General features: G+C 39.7%; 24 protein-coding genes. 3 read left to right on the top strand and 21 right to left on the bottom strand.

Translation table 11 applies throughout. From position 1 onward, the window contains the following. Window positions 1-153: 153 nt before the first annotated feature. The 20 genes from M3182_RS18220 to M3182_RS18125 all read right to left on the bottom strand — a co-directional run bounded on the left by M3182_RS18220 (window position 154) and on the right by M3182_RS18125 (window position 19,181). Entirely contained in the window at window positions 154-1,020 is an 867-nt protein-coding gene (locus M3182_RS18220) for a M50 family metallopeptidase (RefSeq protein ID WP_251431318.1), read from the bottom strand. Next, window positions 1,013-1,795, bottom strand: coding sequence for a M23 family metallopeptidase (locus tag M3182_RS18215; RefSeq protein ID WP_251431315.1), 783 nt, complete (start codon window positions 1,793-1,795; stop codon window positions 1,013-1,015). Before M3182_RS18215 ends, M3182_RS18220 begins: the two co-directional genes overlap by 8 nt. Window positions 1,796-2,092: 297 nt before the next feature. After that, window positions 2,093-2,896 (bottom strand): septum site-determining protein MinD, encoded by an 804-nt coding sequence (minD, locus tag M3182_RS18210; protein ID WP_251431312.1) that lies wholly within the window; start codon window positions 2,894-2,896, stop codon window positions 2,093-2,095. Window position 2,897: 1 nt separating this feature from the next. Beyond that, window positions 2,898-3,578 carry a septum site-determining protein MinC gene (gene minC / locus M3182_RS18205; RefSeq protein WP_251431309.1) on the bottom strand — a complete coding sequence of 227 codons (681 nt, stop codon included), beginning with the start codon at window positions 3,576-3,578 and terminating at the stop codon, window positions 2,898-2,900. A 135-nt stretch (window positions 3,579-3,713) separates the two neighbouring features. Then, window positions 3,714-4,232, bottom strand: coding sequence for a rod shape-determining protein MreD (gene mreD, locus M3182_RS18200; protein WP_251431306.1), 519 nt, complete (start codon window positions 4,230-4,232; stop codon window positions 3,714-3,716). Continuing rightward, a complete protein-coding gene (mreC, locus tag M3182_RS18195) occupies window positions 4,229-5,119 on the bottom strand; it encodes a rod shape-determining protein MreC (RefSeq protein ID WP_251431304.1) in 891 nt (296 codons plus the stop codon). Before mreC ends, mreD begins: the two co-directional genes overlap by 4 nt. Window positions 5,120-5,216: 97 nt before the next feature. Next, the gene (locus M3182_RS18190; protein WP_251431301.1) at window positions 5,217-6,239 is read right to left on the bottom strand and encodes a rod shape-determining protein; all 1,023 of its coding nucleotides are present in this window, start codon (window positions 6,237-6,239) and stop codon (window positions 5,217-5,219) included. A 152-nt stretch (window positions 6,240-6,391) separates the two neighbouring features. Next, on the bottom strand, window positions 6,392-7,063 hold the full coding sequence (gene radC / locus M3182_RS18185) for a RadC family protein (protein WP_251559460.1): 672 nt from the start codon (window positions 7,061-7,063) through the stop codon (window positions 6,392-6,394). A gap of 81 nt (window positions 7,064-7,144) precedes the next feature. Then, entirely contained in the window at window positions 7,145-7,717 is a 573-nt protein-coding gene (locus M3182_RS18180; RefSeq protein WP_251559402.1) for a Maf family protein, read from the bottom strand. A 199-nt stretch (window positions 7,718-7,916) separates the two neighbouring features. Beyond that, window positions 7,917-8,924 (bottom strand): SPOR domain-containing protein, encoded by a 1,008-nt coding sequence (locus tag M3182_RS18175; protein WP_251559400.1) that lies wholly within the window; start codon window positions 8,922-8,924, stop codon window positions 7,917-7,919. Window positions 8,925-9,041: 117 nt separating this feature from the next. After that, entirely contained in the window at window positions 9,042-9,860 is an 819-nt protein-coding gene (locus M3182_RS18170) for a pilus assembly protein PilO (protein WP_251559399.1), read from the bottom strand. Continuing rightward, the gene (locus tag M3182_RS18165) at window positions 9,857-10,576 is read right to left on the bottom strand and encodes a PilN domain-containing protein (RefSeq protein ID WP_251559397.1); all 720 of its coding nucleotides are present in this window, start codon (window positions 10,574-10,576) and stop codon (window positions 9,857-9,859) included. The genes M3182_RS18170 and M3182_RS18165 overlap by 4 nt, the downstream gene beginning before the upstream one ends. 3 nt (window positions 10,577-10,579) lie before the next feature. Further along, complete coding sequence (gene pilM / locus M3182_RS18160; RefSeq protein WP_251559396.1) at window positions 10,580-11,572, bottom strand: type IV pilus biogenesis protein PilM; 993 nt, start codon at window positions 11,570-11,572, stop codon at window positions 10,580-10,582. A gap of 16 nt (window positions 11,573-11,588) precedes the next feature. Then, window positions 11,589-12,332, bottom strand: a complete 744-nt coding sequence (locus M3182_RS18155; RefSeq protein WP_432806721.1) for a prepilin peptidase — start codon at window positions 12,330-12,332, stop codon at window positions 11,589-11,591. Between the two features lie 15 nt (window positions 12,333-12,347). Further along, window positions 12,348-12,803, bottom strand: a complete 456-nt coding sequence (locus M3182_RS18150; protein ID WP_251559392.1) for a type IV pilin protein — start codon at window positions 12,801-12,803, stop codon at window positions 12,348-12,350. Window positions 12,804-12,921: 118 nt separating this feature from the next. Next, window positions 12,922-14,127: a type II secretion system F family protein gene (locus tag M3182_RS18145; protein WP_251559390.1), complete on the bottom strand. Its 1,206-nt coding sequence runs from the start codon at window positions 14,125-14,127 to the stop codon at window positions 12,922-12,924. A 1-nt stretch (window position 14,128) separates the two neighbouring features. After that, window positions 14,129-15,169 carry a type IV pilus twitching motility protein PilT gene (locus M3182_RS18140; RefSeq protein ID WP_251559388.1) on the bottom strand — a complete coding sequence of 347 codons (1,041 nt, stop codon included), beginning with the start codon at window positions 15,167-15,169 and terminating at the stop codon, window positions 14,129-14,131. A gap of 12 nt (window positions 15,170-15,181) precedes the next feature. After that, window positions 15,182-16,840 (bottom strand): GspE/PulE family protein, encoded by a 1,659-nt coding sequence (locus M3182_RS18135; RefSeq protein WP_251559386.1) that lies wholly within the window; start codon window positions 16,838-16,840, stop codon window positions 15,182-15,184. Window positions 16,841-16,861: 21 nt separating this feature from the next. Next, the gene (locus tag M3182_RS26410; RefSeq protein ID WP_251559384.1) at window positions 16,862-18,211 is read right to left on the bottom strand and encodes a G5 domain-containing protein; all 1,350 of its coding nucleotides are present in this window, start codon (window positions 18,209-18,211) and stop codon (window positions 16,862-16,864) included. Window positions 18,212-18,296: 85 nt separating this feature from the next. Then, the gene (locus M3182_RS18125) at window positions 18,297-19,181 is read right to left on the bottom strand and encodes a hypothetical protein (RefSeq protein WP_251559382.1); all 885 of its coding nucleotides are present in this window, start codon (window positions 19,179-19,181) and stop codon (window positions 18,297-18,299) included. 252 nt (window positions 19,182-19,433) lie between these two features. Between M3182_RS18125 and M3182_RS18120 the strand changes: the two genes are divergently transcribed. Genes M3182_RS18120 through M3182_RS18110 form a run of 3 tightly spaced genes read left to right on the top strand, consistent with a single transcriptional unit; the run spans window position 19,434 to window position 21,502 of the window. Next, complete coding sequence (locus M3182_RS18120) at window positions 19,434-19,865, top strand: PulJ/GspJ family protein (protein WP_251559380.1); 432 nt, start codon at window positions 19,434-19,436, stop codon at window positions 19,863-19,865. A 13-nt stretch (window positions 19,866-19,878) separates the two neighbouring features. Beyond that, complete coding sequence (locus M3182_RS18115) at window positions 19,879-20,319, top strand: PulJ/GspJ family protein (RefSeq protein ID WP_251559378.1); 441 nt, start codon at window positions 19,879-19,881, stop codon at window positions 20,317-20,319. 1 nt (window position 20,320) lies between these two features. Next, window positions 20,321-21,502 carry a hypothetical protein gene (locus M3182_RS18110; protein ID WP_251559375.1) on the top strand — a complete coding sequence of 394 codons (1,182 nt, stop codon included), beginning with the start codon at window positions 20,321-20,323 and terminating at the stop codon, window positions 21,500-21,502. A 23-nt stretch (window positions 21,503-21,525) separates the two neighbouring features. Here the strand turns inward: M3182_RS18110 and M3182_RS18105 are convergent, their stop codons facing one another. Then, the gene (locus tag M3182_RS18105; protein WP_251559373.1) at window positions 21,526-22,833 is read right to left on the bottom strand and encodes a bifunctional folylpolyglutamate synthase/dihydrofolate synthase; all 1,308 of its coding nucleotides are present in this window, start codon (window positions 22,831-22,833) and stop codon (window positions 21,526-21,528) included. Between the last annotated feature and the right edge of the window lie 47 nt (window positions 22,834-22,880).

Raw genomic sequence — 22,880 nt, 5'->3', positions numbered from 1 at the left:
CGGGCACTGAGACAACTCCTCAGTTACGGTCACTCTCTTTTTTCCTGCCTCACCGGCACTGAGAGTTTATTTTCATCAAATAAAATAAGACAGGGACAGAATCCCTGCCTATCATTATGCGCTTTTCAATTAAAAGAATGCAACTTAGCAAGTCTAATAGGTATAAACCAAATCTCCCATTTTTGCCTGGAGGTTTTTCTCGGCAAAATAAGTGTGGAGCAGTTCGTTTTCATCGAGTGCTGCCTCGGTTCCATTCTTTCTTTTTACAATCACACGGTGCTTACATCCACGCTGAAATTGTTCAAGCACTGCACCGATTTCTGCCTCTTCGCTGACTTCTATTGGCGTTAACGAGCGAATTTCATTCTGGTTTCCATAATATCGTTCCATTAAAAATCGAATAAAAACGAAGCGACGTTGCTTCCATTCATAAAACAAGGAAAATGCCAAAAACCCAACAATGATAAGTACATTTAACGTAAACGGACCAAGCAGGAACACGGACAATGCAAAGATTCCTAGCACCGCGGCTGAGAAAAAGATTGTTTGGATATGCGCTTGCGGAAAAGCTTTGCGAAAGCTTAGCAGTAAAAAGACCAATTTACCGCCATCTAACGGCCAAATCGGCAGTAAATTAAATAACAGCACCATTAAATTAAATTCAACGAAGCGGTCATACCAATATTCAGGAAAAATGCCTGTTACGAAAAGAACATAAGCCAGCCCTGCCATCCAAAGATGTTGGAGCGGACCTGCAGCCACAACCACGGTCTCTTCGTAGAGAGAGCGATTCCCGTGCTCATCCATTTCAGCTACGCCACCAAACGGCAACAGCGAAATTCTTTTAATTCTCCACGAAAAAAAAGAAGCTGCCGCCGCATGTCCCATCTCATGAATAAAAATGATTAGCAGCAATAATGACAGCTCGATAAAATGGGCTGTGACAATTGCTAATGCAACGACAACCCATAGCAGCGGGTGGATATGGATTTTTCGAAAAAGGCTGATGGCTTTATTCAAATTTGATCACCCCAATGGGATCTACAAAATCATCGCCTTTTTTAATCGCAAAATAGAAGGAGCCTTTCTCATCATCGTTCGCTGCTGAAGCTGTTCCTACTGAGGCACCTTTACTGATATATTCATAAACGTTCACATCAAAATCAGCTAAGTTTCCATACCACGATTCACTTTTATCTGCGTGCTGGATGATGACCGTCTTCCCAAACCCTTCTTTGGTCCCTACAAACCGGACAAGCCCCTCACTCATCGCTTCCACCGGGGCATCCTTCCCAGTTTCAATCGTTATCTTTTGGCCATTATCACCAAAATCCTCAAGAATTTTACCTGAAGCCGGTAGTGCATAATGAGTGTTGTTCGTGCTCTCTGGTACCTCCTCCTTCTGTTGCTCATTAACTGGAAGAAGGGCGAGCGGCTTCCCAAATTGATCTTGATACCAATCTGAAACTGCTGCAAATTGAAACTCCGATTCCAAATTGGTTTTCACAAATCCCTTAATCGGCTCAGCCCTCTCGGTTTCACTGCGAAAAAGAATCGCCACTACTAATACGAGACACGCGGACGTTAGGATTTTCAGTAAAAATACTTCCTTTTTAAATAAAGGATGATTGCCTTCACCTGGACCAGCATCGTACGATGGTAGCTTATCAAAGCCATATAGCTCTTCCGTCTCAGGCAAGTTCCGCTGCGGAGGTTTAGACTTGCGCTCTAACCTCTCTCTTTCTCGCTTACGTTTTTCCATTCTTCTCCGGATATCATCAGCTCTTGACCCCATCTTACCCCACCATTCCTTTGTTGGACAGTTTGTACAATATATGAGCTCAAGAGGACAAGTATTCCTAAATAAATATATGGGGATGAGTTATTGGAAAAGCAGGATTCACTTTTGAGTGCTACCTTTTCCGCGACTCTCTTTATCACACAAACAACCTCTATTGATTACCTCTCCATCGTTTCTACGCATCCCTTTGGGCACCAACACAACCAATCAATGCCCAATAATCCCTCACACATCCTCACAACAAAACAAAAACCCCCTAGAGCCCATTCACTCTAGAGGGTAAAAACCAAATTATTTCACACCAAACAAACGCTTAATTCTTGAGAACACACCTTTGTCCTCTTTGTCCAACTGTTGCAATGGCACTGATTCACCGAGGATCCGTCGGGCAATGTTGCGGTAAGCAATAGAAGCTTTGCTGTTTGGATTCAAGGCGATTGGTTCGCCGTGATTAGATGCTTTGATGACTTCATCATCGTCTGCCACAATACCAATCAAATCAATTGAAAGATGCGTCGTAACTTCATCGACATCTAACATATCGCCTGAGTTCATCATATGACTACGAATTCGATTGATGACAAGCTTTGGTGGCTCAATGCCTTCTTCTTTTTCAAGAAGACCAATGATCCGGTCCGCATCACGCACAGCCGATACTTCCGGCGTCGTGACGACAATCGCTTTATCTGCACCGGCAATCGCGTTTTTATAGCCTTGCTCAATGCCGGCTGGACAATCGATAATAATATAATCATAGTCTTGCTTCAAATTGTTGATTAATTCTTTCATTTGTTCAGGCTCTACTGCCGTTTTATCAGTCGTTTGTGCAGCTGGTAAAAGATAGAGCTTGTCCTCAAAACGTTTATCTTTTACTAGCGCTTGGTGAATTTTGCATCGACCTTGAATAACGTCGACCAAATCATAAATGATTCGGTTTTCAAGTCCCATAACCACGTCTAGGTTCCGTAAACCGATATCTGTGTCAACAAGACAGACTCTTTTACCTTGAAGGGCCAAAGCTGTCCCAATATTGGCTGAAGTTGTAGTTTTCCCTACCCCGCCTTTTCCGGATGTAATAACGATTGCTTCTCCCACTCTAGCGGCCTCCTTCGAATCTAGTTAAATTAGGTCTTTTTTTGATTAACACTTGTAATCTATCAACAAGAATTTGGCGATCTTCGGATATATACGCACACTCCATCACCTTATCGTCCTCTTCAGTTCCTTGGTCTGGGGCGCGATTAATGCATTCACTAATGCGCAGCTGGGAAGGTTTCATCACCGATGCAGCAATCACCGCTTGATCGTTGCCAGTGCAACCAGCATGAGCAATTCCTTTTAAACTCCCCATAATAAAAATATTCCCGCTCGCCTTCACCGTTCCGCCAGGATTTACATCGCCAATTAGCAGCAAATCTCCGGTCACTTCAACAACCTGACCAGAACGAATAATACGAGCAATCGAGACAATTTCGCCTTCCTGCTTTAGACGCTCTGCCTCTTCTTTCGTCAGTACGTTTGTCTCAATTTCCTCGACGATTAGGTTTCGCTTTTGGCGAATTAAATCTCTTAATTCTTCTTTTTGTTCTTCAGATAAATAGCGATTGCCGACCTTTACTTTAACGGATAAAAGCTTCGCTTCCTCCTGAACTCTACTTGAGTTAGAAAGCTTCCGGTCTAACTCATTTTTCAACTCCGTATACGAGCATGTATCATCGAGATGGAGTGTTAATCCGTCTTTTGTTCCTTTAATAGTCACATTTTGTGTCTTCTTCATACAAGATGTTCACCTCAATGATAAGAGAAATTCGACATTTGTGCGTGAAACCCTTTTTTTAGAATAACAGCGGAATGATTTTTCTTCCGCCTATTTACATAGGCCTTAAGAAACAAAGGACTTTATTTAAGCCCTTTAATCATTCCGCAATCGATCAGCAAATTTCTCAAATTGTTTTTTGAACGGATATGCGAACAATATTACAAAAATAAGATTTAAAGCCAAAGTTGGAACAAGGCGAATTTCAGTAAAGCTTGTAAAATCTATATCCGCGATATGAATCAACAAATTCATTCCATAGACTGCCGCTTCTAATGCCGCAATACTAATCAAACTGACGAATGAGACGACAAGTATATGGGTTTGCACAACCTTCATAATCATCAAAAAAAAGTAGGTAGTTAACGGAAATAAAAACAAATAAACACCAATGATTTCAGTATACACCATATCAAACAACAAACCATAAACAAATCCGTAGATGATTCCATGTTTTACACTGCCATAAATCGTTAAAAAGAAGATTGCCATGATTAGTAATCTCGGAACTAAAATATAGTCTCCATTGAAGAGATTTGCAGGAAGAAGCTGAGCAAACAAGCCCTCAATCACAAATAACAAAGTAAGAAGTAGAGGAACTAGGAATCGCTTCACAGATCTTCCCCCTCATCTTCTTCACCTTCAACTTTGATTTCTTCCGGAATTTCCATGCCTCGAGTTAAAATCATAACATGACTAATATTGTAAAAATCAGCCTCTGGTTTGAGATAGGCTGTTTGGTTTAATCCAAACTGGTCTGGAACAACTTCAATCACTTTTCCAATTGGGACATCTCCCGGGAAAATTCCGCCCAATCCAGAAGTAACCACCATCTGATCTTTTTTAATTTCAGCATCTATAGGAAGTCCTTTAAGCAACAACCATTCGTTCTCTTTATCGTAACCTTCAATCGTTCCGAAAAGCTTTTTATCTCCTTGAAGAGCTGCAGAAATTCGGTTTGTCGGGTCCATCGCACTTAATAATTGAACCGTCGAAGTGAACGGAGTTGTGCTTTTAACTTTTCCAATCAACCCACGCGCAGTCATCACAGCCATGTTTTTCTGCACTCCATGCGAAGAACCTTTGTTTACAATAATCATTTCATGCCATAAGCGATCAGGACTCCGTGAAATCACGGTCGCCTGCATTGGTTCATAATCCCCAATCGAACCTTCTATTTCTAAGATCTCGGTCAATTCAGCATTCTCTTGTTCAAGAGAATATACCTTGGCTTCAAGGCGTGCCATATCTTCGAGATGAGTCTTCAATTCTTTGTTTTCTTCATATGTATTTTGCAAGTCTTTAATATTTTCAACAATCCCAACCACATACTGCGTTGGCGTCGCAACAATCGACTGTACCCACCCGGCCGTATCTTTCACAAATTTCTCCGGCCAGCTTAATTGATCTCGGTCTCTTAACGAAAATCCAATCAATGCCACGAGGATAATAATGCTCACAAGCAAGATGATCAGGCGTTTATTTAGAAAAAACTGTGGCATCCGTTACACCTCAAATTTCTTTTAAAAATAAATAATTAAATGCTCACGGAAATGTCTTGTCCTCCATAGAGAGACAAGACACTTCCGGATCCATGTTTTACTTCGATTCTTTCGCTCTGGTTTTAAATAATGCAATGTTGTCTAATGCTTTTCCAGTCCCAATTGCCACGCAATCTAATGGGTCTTCTGCAATCAGAACAGGCATTTTTGTTTCTTCAGCAATTACTTTGTCCAAATTACGAAGCAAGGCTCCGCCACCAGTTAGAACAATGCCGCGGTCCATAATATCTGCCGCTAGTTCTGGTGGGGTATTTTCAAGCGTTAATTTAACCGCATCAACAATCGAATACACGGTATCATGAAGGGCACTAGAAATCTCTTCTGCTGTAATTTCGATTGTCTTTGGTAATCCTGTCAACAGATCGCGACCACGGATTTCCATGTTTTCGATCCCTTCCGCGTCTCCTGCAGAACCAATTTCCATTTTAATCGCTTCAGCAGTACGCTCCCCAATCATCAAGTTATAGCTCTTACGGATATAATTGATAATTGCGTCGTCCATTTCGTCCCCAGCAACCCGGATGGATTGACTTGTAACAATTCCACCAAGAGAAATAATTGCCACTTCGGTTGTTCCGCCACCGATGTCGACAACCATGCTTCCCGTTGGTTCCCAAACAGGTAGGTTCGCGCCAATTGCCGCAGCAAATGGTTCTTCAATTGTGAAAGCATCGCGCGCACCTGCTTGGCGTGTTGCATCAATTACAGCGCGTTCTTCTACCGCTGTAATCCCAGATGGTACACAAACCATGACATAAGGCTTACCAGCAAACCAGCCTTTATTTTTCGTCGCTTGTTTAATGTAATGTTTCATCATCGTTTCGGTTGTTTCATAATCAGCAATAACCCCGTCCTTCATTGGACGAAGTGCTACGACATTCCCAGGCGTACGGCCAATCATGTTTTTTGCGTCATTTCCCACTGCAACGATGGATTTCGTATCGGTTTGAAAAGCAACTACCGATGGCTCACGAAGAACGACACCTTTTCCTTTTACATAAATCAATGTGTTCGCAGTACCTAAATCAATTCCCAGGTCTCTTGTCCCAATTCCAAACATAGTTTGTATCTCCCTTTCATTGCAAAATGCATTAAAAAATCCCTATCTATGATTACAGCGATGTCGTAATAGTAATAATCAAGTAACTTCCTTCATCCTCCTGTAAAAACCATAAGATATATTATAGCCTATCGATTATCAAAATCCTAGTATCAAACATATCCTTTTTCCTTCAAGCTAACATATTTATTATCACCAATAATTAAGTGGTCAAGCAAATCAATTCCAAGCATTTTTCCACATTCAACTAAGCGCTTCGTCACTTCAATATCCTCACGACTTGGTGAGCAATCCCCCGAAGGATGATTATGGGCACAAATAATCGAAGCAGCTGACCTTCTAACCGCTTCTTTAAACACCTCGCGTGGGTGCACGATGCTAGCATTTAAGCTCCCAATAAAAATGGTTTGACGATGAATTACTTGATTTTTTGTATTTAAATAAAGGCACACAAAATGTTCTTGGGATAGATATTTCATATCATGCATTAAATAATTCGCTCCATCCTCTGGTGAACGAATCACATATCGGTTCTCATGCGTATGACTTGATAACCGGCGGCCGATTTCAACCGCTGCGAGTAAATGGATCGCTTTCGCACGACCAATTCCCTTGATCGCTGTTAATTCTTCAAGAGTTGCATCCTTTAAAAATCGAAAGCCTTCAAACTCTGCTAGCAATCTGTTAGCAAGTTGTAGCACTGATTCTTCTTTTGTACCTGTGCCTAAAATTATTGCAATCAACTCATGGTTGGTTAAACTTTGTGGACCGTTAAGAATAAAACGTTCACGCGGTCGCTCATTTTGTGGGTAATCCTTTATCATAATGGTTTGGGTTGGCAATGTAGTTCCTCCCTATCATGGTGACAGGGAACAGTTTTGAGAAGAAGGATGTAAGAAATTTTGCTAGTACGGAAGGACAAACCCAGCGTTGCGAAGTTCACGAACAGTCCTTGAAACAGGTAAGCCAACAACAGCGAAATAATCTCCTTTGATTTCGCGGACAAGGAAACTTCCGAATCCTTGGATCCCATAACCACCTGCTTTATCAAACGGTTCGCCACTTTTAATGTAGGCGTCCATTTCTTCCTGAGACAATTCCCAGAATACCACGTCTGTTTTTTCATAAAACTGAATTTCTCTATCAGGAGTAATTATACTCACACCAGTGAAAACAGAATGAGTGTTTCCAGAAAGCTTTTTTAACATCGACAAAGCTTCTTCAGCATCTTGTGGTTTCCCAAGGATTTCTCCGTCAAAAACCACAACCGTATCGGAACCAATGACAAACGCATCACGTTCTTTTTCCGCAATAAAACTTGCCTTTCTTGAGGCTAGTTGCACGACGGCTTCCGCTGGAGTTAACTCTGGAGCAAAACTCTCATCGACATTACTGCTGGAAATTTCAAATTGTAAGTGGAGATTTTCAAGAAGTTCTTTTCGTCGTGGAGAGGATGAGGCTAAAATTAATCGCTGCATACAATCACCTTTCATTTCATTTGCTTTTAGGGGAGATACACCTTTATCGTATCAAATCTCCCAACTTCTCACAATCTTTAACATCTAAAACTAGACAAAAAATGAAGGGCCTGTCGATTAGGAAGACAGCCCCTGTTATTTTGTTGTATTTCCCGGAAAATATACCTAGGTTAAACTAGAATGCTGTATGAAATTGTCACTATTTCCCTAACGACTGCCAACTAGACAGAAAAGCAATGTTCTCTTTTTGTAGTTCTGTGTTATTCTTTGCTAGAAGTGCACTTGCTCCTTGTTCCAGATGTTTTTTCGCAGCGACAACCTGTTCATTTTTAAGTTTCTTGCTATCAATCGCTTTCAATTTGGCTACCTGCTCCTCAACACTTTTTGCTTGTGATTGATCCCCACTTGAAAGACTAGCAAATAGTTCAGGGGCAATCGTCAGCACTTCACGTTCCTCTTTTGATAGATTGCTGACGCTAAAACTAGCTAAATCGAGTTGCTTCGCAAAAACGTCGGCTCCTTTACTTGCATATTCCTCTCCTAACGCTTTTGCTTCTTCTATAGAACTTGCCGTCCCTAAAAGCAATAAAAACTGACCGTTCACTTCAACAGGTGCTGCTTCGATTCCTTTTCCTTTTAGTTCTGTCGCGACATTATTAGCAGATTCTTGTTGTGAGAAAGCCCCCCCTTGGACAACAAAAGTCGAGATCGCACTCACTTCGACTGATTCCGCCCCGGCAGCTGTCCCAGCTCCTGTCTCTTTTTGTGGCGCCGGTGCGACTACTTCAGTTGCCACCTGATCTGAAGGAGTTGATTGGACGGTTTTTAAAATAATCGTGCCAAAACCAAGACCAATTACAACTGCTAACAAAATATTTAAAACCACACCTTGAACCATAGGAACATTTTGTCTACTTTTCTTTAACGTTTTCATATTCTTCGGCAATCCTGGTAAACGCATCCCACGTTGAACTTCCTTTTTCGCCTTTGTACCAGGTTTCGTTTCGCCGATGTTTTCCGGTAGTACCCAATCAAACGAATCTTCCGTTGAATCTTTAGCCGCAGCCGTTTCATCCCACGCCTTTATTTTTGGCTTTGAATTTGTCTCTGTCTGCTCTTGTGACTTTGAGTCTTGTTTTGGTTTGTCCTCATTTAAGGGTCGATCCTTGCCGTTTATTTTAATATTGATTGTATTCTGCTTGTCCAATTGTCAGCCCCTCCCGATTCCCGCATAAAATTGCTTTTATCCTATCATATGCGCAATAAAAAAGAACAAGACTTTTGTCGTCTTGTTCTTGAAGGATTTCGTCAAATTTTTTACAAGCTACTCTTTTTCCGTCTCTTCTTTGGATAAATTAGGTGAAACGGCAAAAGGATTTGTTTTGTTCCCAGGTTCCGGAACCTCAAGTTGTGGAAGTTGATCCTGCAAATCTTCTAATTCTGGCATATAAAAAGCTGAGAGCGTAATCGAATACGAAAACTCTTGTTTTTCCTGTTCAACACTAGTTAACTCTGTCGCTCCCGAAAATGCGACAGATTCGATTACAACTCGACGTTTGAGTTTCTCCAATTCACCGAGAAACTTCATTAAACTTTTATAGTTTGGCGAAGTAACCGCTAAATTGACATTTAATTTTTTTATGCCCTCCGGCAGTGGAGCAGGTTGGTATACGGGTTCGTCTTCTGTCGTTGTAGCCTCAGTAGCTTCAGTAGCTTCAGTAGCTTCAGACGTTTCGGTTTGCTCTGTTCCTTGTTCACCAGTTTGCTCACCTTCAACAGTTTCAGTAGCATCCGATGCCCTTGCCGCTACATCTCCTTCGGAAAAGGACATATTTGAGATAAAGCTACTGGAAGTGACTTCGGCCTTATTTAACGCAAGAATTAATTGCTCAAGCTGCTTTTTAACAGGAACTTTCTTTTGGAGCTCCGCAACACTCTCCGCAGAAGGCGCGCTTTGACCAGCCACTTTTGTTTGAATGGTTTCAAGTAATTGCTGTTCCGTATCTAGTTGGGTTTGTTTATTTTCAACCTCTTGTTTCTTTGGCCCCAGGTATAACTGCTGCCCAGCAAAGAATACGAGGATGACAATCAAAACAGATGATAGGAGAATGATTAATTCCTTTTTAGATAATCGGAGGTTCATGATTCTTTCCCTCCTTCAGTTGCAGCCTGTTTCTGTTCCTGAGATTTGATATAATCACGGCTAAGCGTTAGTTGGAACTGACCAACATATCTTGGGACAATTTCGTCGTTCTTCTTTTTCTGTTCCTTTGAGTCCTTTTTCTCTTCAGTTGCAGTCTCACTTTCATCATCAGAGGCTTCACCATCAGCTTTTTCAGTGGTATCTTGTTCAGCCTCATCAGAAGCTGCTTCCGATTCAGGTGCATTAGCTGAAACCGCACTCAAGACGACTTCAGAAAACCATTCAGAATCTAGCAAGTGTTTTAAATAATACGCTGCTTCTTTGCTTGTATCGAATTGAACAGATAAATTAATGTTTCCTGATTCAGCATACGAGATGTTCTGAATGAAACCACGTTCTGGTAACAAACTTGTTACATGTTTAATGATAGGAACGGTTTTTAGAGGATCTTCACTTGCCCAAGTTACCGCTGTTTCTAGCTTTGAGACCGAATCAGAAGCCAGACCGTCCACCACTTTTTCTTGTTCAATTTGAACAATTTGCTGGGTAGTAGCGATTTGCTGGTCTAGAGAGGCAATCTCGTTTTTATATTCGTTTCCTTGCCAAAACAGCCAAAAACCTACGACTAACACAAGCAAAAGAGCCGCAGAGAAGATCACGATGAGTTTGATATTTTTTGATTCTTTTTTCGGCAACAAGTTTATATCTACAAGCATCGTTTACACCTCTTTTAGCGCGAGTCCCAAAGCAAGATTGTGTGAGGCAGGCAATGGTTTATTTTTTTCTGTTTCAATTTTACTTGAATCTAGCAACTCTACTGGGACATCAAATCTTTTCTGCAATTCTTTTTGAACTGTGTCTAACAATGGATGGTCCCCGGTTAAGAGAATTTTGGTAAGTTCATTTTTTCCTTGATTTAGTGAAAACTGGTAGAAGTCCATCATCATATTGATTTCTTTCGTCACTTCATCAAATTGATTGGTCAGCTCTTGCGGGTCCCCTTTATAAGTAAGCTGTTGAAAACCGCTACGGGCAATCGTGACTTCCCATTGTTTATGGTCAAAACTCACATCAAGATGACGCGTGAAAAACGGAATTTCATTTTCAAAAATACTCATGTTCACATGATCAAGATCAAATTGAATAAAAAGTAAGTTCTCGTTTCCAGGCTTTTCAGCTAACTGATAGTAAAGCCTATACAAAGCGAGCGACGATAAATCAGCTGCAATCGGATGCAGTTTCACACTGGTAAAAAGCCCAGAGTAGGTTTCGACATGTTCACGATGAGCCGCAAACAAAAGAATTTCACGTTTCTCTTCTTGTTCAGGGAGAACAATATAATCGAAGACAGGGTCCTCAAACGGTAGATGGATTGTTTCTCCTATTTCCATGTATAAGTATCCTTCAATTTCATCTATGTGCAGGTCGTTCGGGATCGGTAGTTTCCGAATCGTAACAAACGGATCCGGCACTAAAAAGCGAACCTTGCGTCGCTTGATTTTCCAAACATCAATACATTCCTCAAGAATGATGGCTAGCGATTCTCGATCAATGATTTTCCCTTCCTTGACAATTCCAGGGGGCAAATACCGCTCGCCCCACTTATATGGAATTGGTTCCGATGCAGTTTTCAATTCGATGTACCGAATCGAATGGTCGTTGATCACAATCTCGACCGGACGGGTTTTGAACGAAAAGAGGGCTGATGCCATGTGTTTACCCCCTTCATTATCTGAAGAATAGTTGTAAGTACATATTTATTAGGTTATCGCCAAAATAATAAGCTACTAGCGTACCAGCAGCAATAAACGGCCCGAATGGAATAGGCTTGCCTTTTTTAACAAAACCAAAGGCCATTCCGATGATACCAATTAAGGCACCAAAAAGCGTAGAAAAGAAAAACGATAATAATAGAGTCTTAGTTCCGACGACAAAACCGATGACCGCAAACAGTTTAATGTCTCCGCCACCCATGCCGCCTTTGCTAACAAGTGCAATCACGAGCAAGAGCAAAAATCCTACTGCTGCTCCTAGTAACGAATCCCACCAAGGCGTCAACGGAATAAAAATTCGTTCCAATAAAAAAAGCCCTGCAAAAAACAACAACACTTTATCAGGGATAATCATATAAGCTAAATCAGATACAAAAATAATAATAAACAATGAAATGAGTGTTAATGCAACAACAAGTTCAAGACTCCAGCCAATAACAAGTGGCGCTGTCGCAAACAGAACACCTGTCAGAAACTCAATACTCGGATAAAGAGGGGAAATCCGCGACTGACAGCCGCGGCATTTCCCTCTTTGTATGAAATAGGATAGAACTGGAATCAGTTCCCAGGCTCTTAATTTGTGACCACAAGTTGGGCAGGAAGATCCAGGGTAGACAATGGATTTTCCTGCTGGGACTCGTAGGCCTACTACGTTGTAGAAGGAGCCGAGGAATAATCCATATAAGCTTAATAAAATCATACCCATTTACTTCTTTTATGGTCCAGTAATAGTAAGTGTACCATTTTCTGGTTTACCAGAACCTTGAATATCAGTTAATGCTGCTTTTGTAAATGTGATTGTATTTTTACCAGTATTACCAGTTGCAGAAATTGAAATTACGTTATCTGCAGTAACATGCAGAGTGATTCCTGTTAATTGTGTATCCTCAAGATAAGGTTCAATTTGGGCCCCACTAATATCACCACCAGATGTAGTTGTACCATTAGAAGTCGTTGTTGGTACACCTTCGGAAGCAACGTACATCTTTCCAGCATTTATCACTTGAATGGCTTCCGATTTAATTGCATCGACCTTAGAATTTTCTATTATCCCCAATATACTTGGAACTGCAATAGCTGAAACTATTCCTAAAATAACAATAACAGCTAAAAGCTCGATCAGAGTCAAACCTTTCTGATCTTTCAAACGATTTTTGACCATTTGTAACATTTTTTCTCTCTCCCTTTAAAAAATATATTTGTTTTTAGTTCAATATATTAAACTTAGTTCTATTATACTATGACAATATACCAATAAAAAAGCATTTTTTACAAAATCCAACAAATTCCTACTGAATATGATTGAACATATCGAACATTGGTACCATAATGGCCAAAACGATAGTCCCAACAATACCAGCTAGGAATACAATCATCATCGGTTCAATCATTGACTTCAGTTTATCGGTTGTATTCTCGACTTCTTCTTCGTAGAATTCTGCCACTTTTGATAGCATCGCATCTAAAGACCCGGTTTCTTCACCTATGGAGATCATCTGTGTTGTCAAGGGTGGAAAGGCCCAGTGTTCTGCCATTGGTCCTGTTAGTGAGCGCCCTCGTGCTAACTCTTCCCTTGATGCCCTAATCACCCTAGAGATTACTTCATTATCAACAACCTTTTCAACAATACCTAACGCGTTTAATATAGGCACACCCGAAGAAAATAACGAACTCAATGTTCTCGTCATTCTTGCTAACGCTGCTTTTTGGAGCATTTTCCCAAAGATCGGCATTCGTAGTTTGATTAGGTCCATATAATATTTAGTTTTACTGCCGCTATTTAATAGATTAAGAGTGACTGAGAAAGCTATCGCTAACAATAACACGAACCACCAATAAGCTTGCATGAATTCACTAGCGTTCAACACAAATTGAGTAATTGCCGGTAATTCAGCACCAAAATCATCAAACATGCCGACAAACGTAGGAACAACTGAAACCAACATAAAAATAACAACCGCCACAGCAATAATTCCTACCACAACAGGATAAGCCATCGCTGATTTAATCTTCTGTCTCGTTTTATGTTGCTTTTCAAAATGCTCCGCTAGTCTTTCTAACGTTTCTTCCATATTTCCGCCTGCTTCACCAGCGCGGACCATATTGATAAACATTGGTTCAAAAATCTTATTATGCTTTTCAGCAGAATCCGAAAAAGGTTGTCCTTGACGAAGATCATTTTCAATCTCTTTTAATGCCGCTGATAGTTTTTTACTATCTGTTTGTAACGCAAGGATATTGGTCGCATCGACAATCGTCACTCCAGCCTTAATTAATGTCGCAAACTGCCGCAAATAAATGACAATATCCTGGAGCTTAACTGGATTCCCGATAGAGATATCTTTTGTCATCAGTGTCTCAGGTAGTTCATTTATTTCAGCCACCCGTATTCCATCGCCACGAAGTTGAAGAATCGCTTCTCGTTTCGAGGCAGCACTAATCGTTCCAGACTTTTTCCCTTTTCGGTCTCGACCTGTGTATTTGAACCTGGCCATTTTAGTTCACCGACTCTTTTAAGAAAGGCTGAGCCGCTTCTTTCGTGATAACTCCTGATTGCATCAATTCTTTGATGCTTGTATCCAGTGTCATCATCCCCGCTGCTCTTGAAGTTTGAATGACGGTTTCAATTTGATGAATTTTATCATTACGAATTAAGTTGGCAATTGCCGCGTTGTTCATCATAATTTCTGTTGCGGCACGGCGGCCATTATTATCGGCCGTTTTGAACAAACGTTGTGAAATAATCGCTAACAGTACACCCGCAAGCTGCGTGCGAATTTGCGGCTGCTGACCAGGATCAAACACGTCGATAATCCGTTCTACCGATGCTGGTGCACTTTGGGTATGCAAAGTACCAAACACTAAGTGACCGGTTTCCGCTGCCGTAATTGCCGTTTGGATCGTTTCCAAGTCACGCATTTCCCCAACGAGGATTGCATCTGGGTCTTGACGCAAAGCAGCTCTCAGAGCATTTGCAAAGCTCTTCGTATCTGCCCCAATTTCTCGTTGATCAATAATACAATTGCCATGCTTATGCAAATACTCGATTGGATCTTCAAGCGTAATGATATGTTTGCGCATATTTTGGTTCATATAATTAATCATTGAAGCCAAAGTTGTAGATTTCCCACTACCGGTAGGACCCGTCACCAGTACTAATCCTTGAGGCTTTTCAGTGATATGCTTTAACACAGCTGGCATTTTTAAATCATCAATTGAAGGTATGCTAGTAGAAATCACACGAATCGCAATGGCTACAGCCCCACGCTGTGTAAACGCATTTACCCGGAAACGCGATATACTAGGAACGGCGTAACTAAGGTCAATTTCGCCCATTTCCTTAAATTCATCCCATTTGTCTTCAGGAACGATCGCCCTTGCCATTCCTTCTGTATCTTCTAATTGCAATACCTCTTTTCCATACCGTTTTAATTCACCATGGATTCGGAACATTGGTGGAACGCCAACGGTTAAATGGATATCGGATGCTTTCAACTCATGTGCCGCTCTTAAAATTCGATCTACTCTTTCTTTCATCCATTTACACCTCTACTCAGGAATTGCTACACGCAATACTTCTTCTGTCGTTGTCAAACCCTGCTTTACTTTTAACAAACCATCGTCAACAAGAAAAATCGTTTTATTTTGGATTGCCAACTGTCTTAGTTTGGCAACCGATTCGCCATTCATAATCAACCGTCTCATTTCATCGTCAACGACGACAACTTCTTGAATCGCAACACGGCCTTTGTAGCCCGTCATATTGCAAGAAGCACAACCTTTGCCGCGCATGATTTTTTCAATTTTCAAGCCACGCTTTGCAAACATTTCAACTTCCCGTGTGGTTGGCTCATGTGCTTCACCACAGTCCCGACAAACCTTTCGCACAAGTCGTTGGGCTACAACACCTGTAAGAGCTGTTGCAACAAGGAATGGTTCAACCCCCATATCCACTAAGCGGTTAATTGAGCTAATCGCATCATTTGTATGCAAGGTACTTAACACTAAGTGACCAGTCAGTGAGGCACGAACCGCTGTTTCGGCCGTCTCGCGGTCACGAATTTCTCCAACCATGACAATATCAGGGTCTTGACGTAATATCGCCCTTAATCCAGCAGCAAACGTCATCCCAACATTTGCATTCACTTGAATTTGACTGATTCCTTCCAAGCGGTATTCGACTGGATCTTCAACCGTAATAATATTGACACTCTCACTATTTAACCGATTGAGCGCCGCATATAGCGTTGAGGATTTACCTGAACCTGTAGGTCCCGTAATCAACACAATCCCATTCGGCTTCTCTATTAAACTTTTAAAACGGTTTAGATTCACTTTGTTAAAACTAAGTTTATCTAAGTCTGTTAATGTACTCGAAAGGTCAAGGATCCGCATAACGATTTTTTCGCCATAAACCGTCGGCAATGTCGAAACACGTAAATCAATTGGATAGTACTCAACATTTATTTTAATTCTTCCATCCTGCGGAACTCGGTGCTCAGTAATATCAAGATTAGCGAGAATCTTCATCCGTGCAATTAGCACATTTTGCATATTTTTAGGTAATGTTCGTTCGATGCGTAAAATGCCGTCCACACGATACCGTACAACCACTTTCGTTTCTTGCGGATCGATATGAATATCACTCGCTTTTTGCATCACTGCACTTAGAAGGATTTGATTCACTAGTTTAACAATCGGAGACGTTTCATCGGTTAAGCTTTCTTCTTGACTGTTATCAGCATCGTTACTATCAACAAGTTCTTCAAAATCTTCATCCATGTCATAGTACTTATTGATCGCGCGAATAATATCGTCTCGCGTCGCAATGACCTTTTCAATTTGGAACCCAGTTGATAACCGCAAATCGTCAATCGCAAAAAAGTCCATTGGATCTGCCATTGCAACTAGCAGCTTGTCTCCTTCTTTTCTTAAGGGAACGACTAAATTGCGAGAGGCTGTTTCTTTCGAAATTAACGAAAATAGATTCGTTTCAAAAGGGTACCCATACAAGCTAATATGCGGAATTCCTAATTGAACTTCAAGAACTTCAATCAATTGCTGTTCGGTAATAAAGCCCTTTTGCAGCAAAGTTTCCCCAATTTTCACGTTATTTAGCTTGTCACTAAGAACTTCTTGAAGTTGTTCTTCCGTGATTAATCCGGCATCGACAATCAAATCGCCAAGACGCTTTCTTGTTTGTTTCATTCAAACTCACCACCCCGCATGTTATTTTGTCTTTTCTTTTGGATTGCCCCATATTTCTTCCGCAGGCTTCGGTTTGATCTTTTCAGTATCTAAATCGTCTGTAACCTCTGTTTCAGATTCAGGTTCACTTTTATTTGTACGATCTACTGTTTCACTCTGAGAATTTTCTTCTGTTGTCTTAGTTGTTTTTTCGGTTACTTGAGTCTTTTCAGTTGATTCTCCAGCTGCCAAACCGTGTACCTCTACTCGTTCAATAGGAGAATAAAAGTCCTCAGAAATGACTTCCTCATATAAAAACTCGCCGTTTTCTCCATATACCTTTCGAACAATGTTGATTTGGAAGCCTGATTTGCCAGCTTCTTTTACCGTTTTATTCCCTGGCTGTAAATTTGGACTATATTGAACAATCGTTTTTTGTTTGTATTCTTCTATATTCGAAGGCAGGATTTCATAGTTATACAACAATGGATTCCCTTTTAACTGTACCGTAAGAGTTGGGTAATTCCATTTAAACTCAAGTTTGTATTCTGTTTCATTTGGATTACCAATCACCAAATCCAGATTATGCTTAGCACTCACTTTTGCTTCGAAACCGAGCTCCGTATAAGCTGGAAGTTGTTGACTAATATTTCGCTCAATGATTTCAAAATTGGTTGGTAATACTGTTTGATAAATAGCTGTTGCAATCATGCTTTTTACGTTTTCAGGCATTGAAGTTAATTTCTTTTCTTCAATCGACGTAAGCATTGACACATGGGTTTTACTAGGAAGAACAATCGGTGACAACCCGCTGACCCAATCCATCATTGCCACACTAACATCCTTTAGTTCCAATACCGTTTCGCTAATGACTTTGTTATCACTCTTAGCTTCTAGTACTTTTTCAACAACCACTTCATTTTCCCCGGCAGTGAAATTAGTACCGTAAGTCAACAACTCCGCTTTTATTTTACTTACAGCTTCGTCATCCCATTCCACGCTGGTTGTAAGTTGATCCATCAAGGTTGCTACATCCTGATCATTTATTGTCGTAATCACAGGATTGCTTTGTCCACTAATTGCACTGTCAATCGAACCTTGCAAGTCGAAATGGTAGATTTCGAGATTGACTGGAACTGACTTTTCTTTGTATTTCAACGAAATCGTTGTTCCATTTTGCCAGATTGTTCGTTGTTCAGTAAGTGCAATTAATGCATCAGCTGTTGTCTGTCCCGTCACATCAACAGAAGCTATCGTTGTTCCTATCGAAAATAGGTTGTCCTCATTTGTCATCGCATGATAGGTTAAAGCCCCAAAATGAGAGAAGCTATAGATAAATAACGTACTTACTAAGAGTACGACAAACAATTTGATACCTTGTTGATTCTTCACAATGGGTTCCTCCTATACATGCGTTTCCTTTTTCTATTAACCTTGAAAAGACATCGGTAAAAAGGATTTAGCGATGTCTTTCTGTTTATTTTGCAGTTATTAACTCTTTCTTTTCTTCAATGACTTCTAGCTCATCGTCTTCGAGTAATTGATCCCAAAAATCACTATCTAACTCTGATTCTCTTTCTTTGTTTGATTCTTTATCCTGTTGTAGTTTATCTTCGTCATCAAAAAACAGCTCTGGCAACTCATCTAAATCATCTTCTAAAAGTAAGGATTCAGTCTGTTCTTCTTGGGCAGTTTCAACTGGGTCATTAATTTTAATTTCATCTATGTCTTCATCTAAGTTTACGTCTAATGGTTCATCTATCTCGATTATTTCTTCAGCATCAAATAAATCTTCCATTTCTCCAAGATAAACTACTTCAGTTTCTTGTTCCTCTTCTTCATCCGAAGTGTCGTGTTTTTCAGAAGCTGCTATTTCCTTAATAGATAGTAAAACTTCATCGTCATGGTCTTCGAGTTGGTATTTATCTTGCCCTATTAAGACAGAAGTCTTAGGGTCACCGGCTTGCCTCATCGCTTTTCCTAACAAGCTCGTATCTTCTTCAACTTCTGGTTCCTCATGTTCTTTCTCGGAACTCGCAATAAAACGAAAAGTATCATTCAATTGTTCTGCGTCCGTTGTTAACGGTTCTACTACCATTTCTTCAACATTCTCAGCATTCGTTTCAACTAATTCATCCATTTTTTTCGTTAGAAAGTAACTTCCTATTCCAACTAGGAGCAGAACAATGAGCGCTGTTTGCCAGAATGGCATGATGGCTGTTGCAGATAAACCTAGGAGGGCAATCAATGTAGATGCTAATAGAATCGTTACTTTTCCCTTCAAGGAAAACCCAAACGGGAGAAAATACAAACTCGGGATAAGTATAACCAACGAAATGCCTGCAAACAGTAAATTTTCCACTCCTACACCCCTAACAAATCTGTAATATATTGAATATAATTCTAATATTTTCAACAAATTTAGACATTCTTCTCCTATTCTATAATATTGAAATATAATTTTAAAGATAATTTAATACTAAAGTAATGGTAAATTTGTACACCTACAGCAAAATATTACGAACTTATTACCTAATTTAGTAGGTTATTATTTGTTCAATAAATGATATTATAAATTTGATATAGTAGAAAATACCCGGAAGGGACGAACGATATGAAGGCAGTAAATAATGAACGCGGAGTTACATTGGTTGAAGTGCTGGCAGCAATGGCCATTCTTTCTATTATTTTAGTATCAGTAATGAATATATTTCCTCAAATGGGGATGATGAATACGGTAAATGAGGATAAAGCCCAGGGAATTAGCTCTGCGAAGGAACTACTTTTAGAATGGCAGAACAATAATGAAGTTAAAACTTATATTTCTAATCCAGATACAACAATATTACTATCTCTAGTTCCTCCGCAACTAGAGGATGGGTTTTATATTTTTGAAACAACTCATGGTGAGTTTACTGGAAACATTAAAATACAACAAGAACCTAGTAAAACGTCAGAGTTATCCAATGCACATCTTATTATCGTGCAACTACTAAATGACAAAAATAAGATTGTAAGTGAAACTTACGGATACATCTTAATATAGGGGGATGGCTTCATTGATACGTAATGAAAGGGGTATATCCTTAGTTGAAGTACTTGCAACCATCTCCCTGCTTTCAATTGTGGGAGTTATTATTTGGCAAGTATTTTTTCAAGGGTATCAATACTCACAAAAGGCAATATCGAAGAATTTAATGTTGCAAGAAGCAAATATCATTAATACAAGTTTATTAAAAATCCATCAAAAAGTAGATCAATACGAATTGAGTAATAGCGATTCAAATTGTGGGATAACAGCTACTTATAATGGTCAATCACAAGTTTTTACACACCCTAATATTTGTTTTTCTTTTAATCCCAATGAAATTATACCTGGCACAGTAGAGCCCTATTTAGAGGATGTCTCACTAATGTTAACTGCCTCTGAACGTCATAACCCAAATAATAAAGTCACTATTGAGTCTAGACTTTTTCGAATGAAAGGTGGGAATTACTAGCATGCAAAACTTCCAAAACGAGAAAGGATATGCATTAGTAACTGTATTATTATTGATTACTATCTTCATGGTTATCTTTCTTTCATTTATGGGTCAGGCTTTTAGTAGTGTAAAGCAAAACAAAGTCTTGGAGGACTCCTCTCAATCCGTTGCAGTAGCAGAAATGGGAGTAAATTACTTCAAAGTGGCAACTCAAGATATTTTTGAACGTAATCGTGCTAAGGTAAATCAAGAAGTGAATCGAATCTTAAATCCGCTCCCCGGTGAAGATTTTGATTCAGAAGAGGCTAAAGCCGTAACAGTGAATGCAACTGCTGAAATCATTAAAAATAATTTGTTACTTGAGCAGTCTCCAGTCACAATCGAAGGCCGACCAAACGCTTTTTTTTCAATCGATAATATTCAAACCATTGGGAATACAGATTCAGAAAAAGTTGAAATTAAATATACTATTATAGGGACCGAAGAGGAAAAAAGCACTTCACTGAAAGCGGATATGGAAATTGACCTGAGCTCAATAATCATTAATGAAGATTTAATTAATTTTGTACTTCCTGCGTTTAATGAAGTACCTAAACCACAACCTGGGTGTATCTCTTTTTCTAATGGTTGCAATGAACTATTGGTAGATGGATCCCAACCACTCCCAGGTAAAACAGATAATAACGGAAACAATAATGGATTATCCGATAAAATCGTATACTCAACAGGATCACTTGTTATAAATGGAAATGCAAACAATTCTTATAACTTAAAAGTTCACGCTGAGGATAGTTTTGACATCACAAGCAATATGAATAGTGCAACCAAATTGACAATGGAAACGAAAAAGAACGCTACCTTTAACCGTCATTTAAAAGTTGATTCTTCTAGAATCTTAATAGGCGGTAACTTAATTAATGGAAAGCACCTTGATCTCGATAACAATTCATTCGCGTTTATAGGTGGGAATGCTGCAATTGAAAAATTAAATATTACGAACAACTCAACTATGTGTGTACAGGGTACTCTAACATTACCTGATAATCAAAAGTATATTGATCCTACTAGTAAATTAATTGTTAAACAAATTGTTGGCGAAGATGAGTTTGAAAAACAATGTGGAAGTCCAACTTCCATCAATCTTTCCATAAACTGGGGACAAAACATCGAAACAAAGATAGATACAGTACATTACGAATAAAGGGTAGAGGGAAAAAAATCCCTCTACCCTTTATATATAGTTATCAAACTGGACTTTACTTCAGAAAGAAAGTACAAAGAGCCTGTAATGACTAGAATTTCATCATCTTGTATACTAGGAATTTTATTCTTCAAATAATCAAACCAGTTCTTTTCTAAAGATTTATTATCTGAACTACTAAAACTAAAAAGCATTTCTGCAGTTGCAGCCCTTGGATAATCAAACTCCGTAAACACGATTCGATCTGCGACTTCATCTAATTTGCGTATCATCTCATCAACACTTTTATCCGCAAGTGCCGTAAATAAAATGGTAATCTTTTTATCAGAGTATCTTTCTTTCAAAACGGCCACTAAAGCTTGTATCCCCTCATTGTTGTGAGCCCCGTCCAAGACAATATATGGTTCTTCTGAAACAATTTCAAATCTACCTGGCCAATAGGCGTCTTTCAACCCTTGGCGAATATGTTCTTCCTCGATTAAGAAGGCATAGTAATTTCTCAATAATTGAGTCGCCATTACGGCTAATGAAGCATTGCTTGCTTGATGTTCGCCAATCATGCTGATTTCGAGGTCTTTGAATTCACCGAACGTGCTTGAAAAGTCGAATTGCGTTCCTTTAGAAAGTGCCTTCACTTGCGAAATAGAAAATTTCTTTCCTAATTGATGCAGTGTAGCTTTTACATTGGATGCTCGCTCTTCGATGACTTTAATTGCCTCTGGTTGCTTTACGCCTGTAATCACATTTACTCCGTTTTTAATAATACCTGCTTTCTCAAACGCAATCTGCTCCAGTGTATCTCCAAGAATGGCTGTGTGGTCAAGACCAATACTCGTAATGATTGATAATAGTGGGTGGATCACATTCGTTGAATCAAACCGTCCACCTAGCCCAACTTCATAAAGAACCACATCAACGGGGTTCATTTTAGCAAAGTAATACAAGGACATCGCGGTAATGACTTCAAATTCAGTAGGACCTCCAAGGTCTGTTTGTTCGAGCTCATCCGCAAGTGGTTTAATGACATTCACCATCTCAACAATTTCTTCGTCTTTTACTGGCTTTCCATTTATACTTATCCGTTCATTAAATTGTTCAAAATATGGCGAGGTAAAAGTTCCGATTTGGTACCCTGCGCTCTGTAAAACTGACGTTAAGAAAGTTACTGTCGAGCCCTTTCCATTCGTCCCACCGATATGAATGGTTTTTATATGACGTTCTGGATGATCTAGCTTTTCAAGCATCCACTCCATTCGGGATAAACCTGGCTTAATTCCTAATCGGAGTCTTGCATGAATCCAATCTACTGCTTGTTCATATGTAGTAAACATAGCTGTTCCCCCTTGATAGAACGGAAGACGAACCAAATTGTGGTTCG

It is taken from the genome of Mesobacillus maritimus, assembly GCF_023715205.1.
GTDB lineage: Bacteria > Bacillota > Bacilli > Bacillales > Cytobacillaceae > Mesobacillus_B > Mesobacillus_B maritimus_C.
This window is presented reverse-complemented; position numbering and strand designations above follow the sequence as displayed.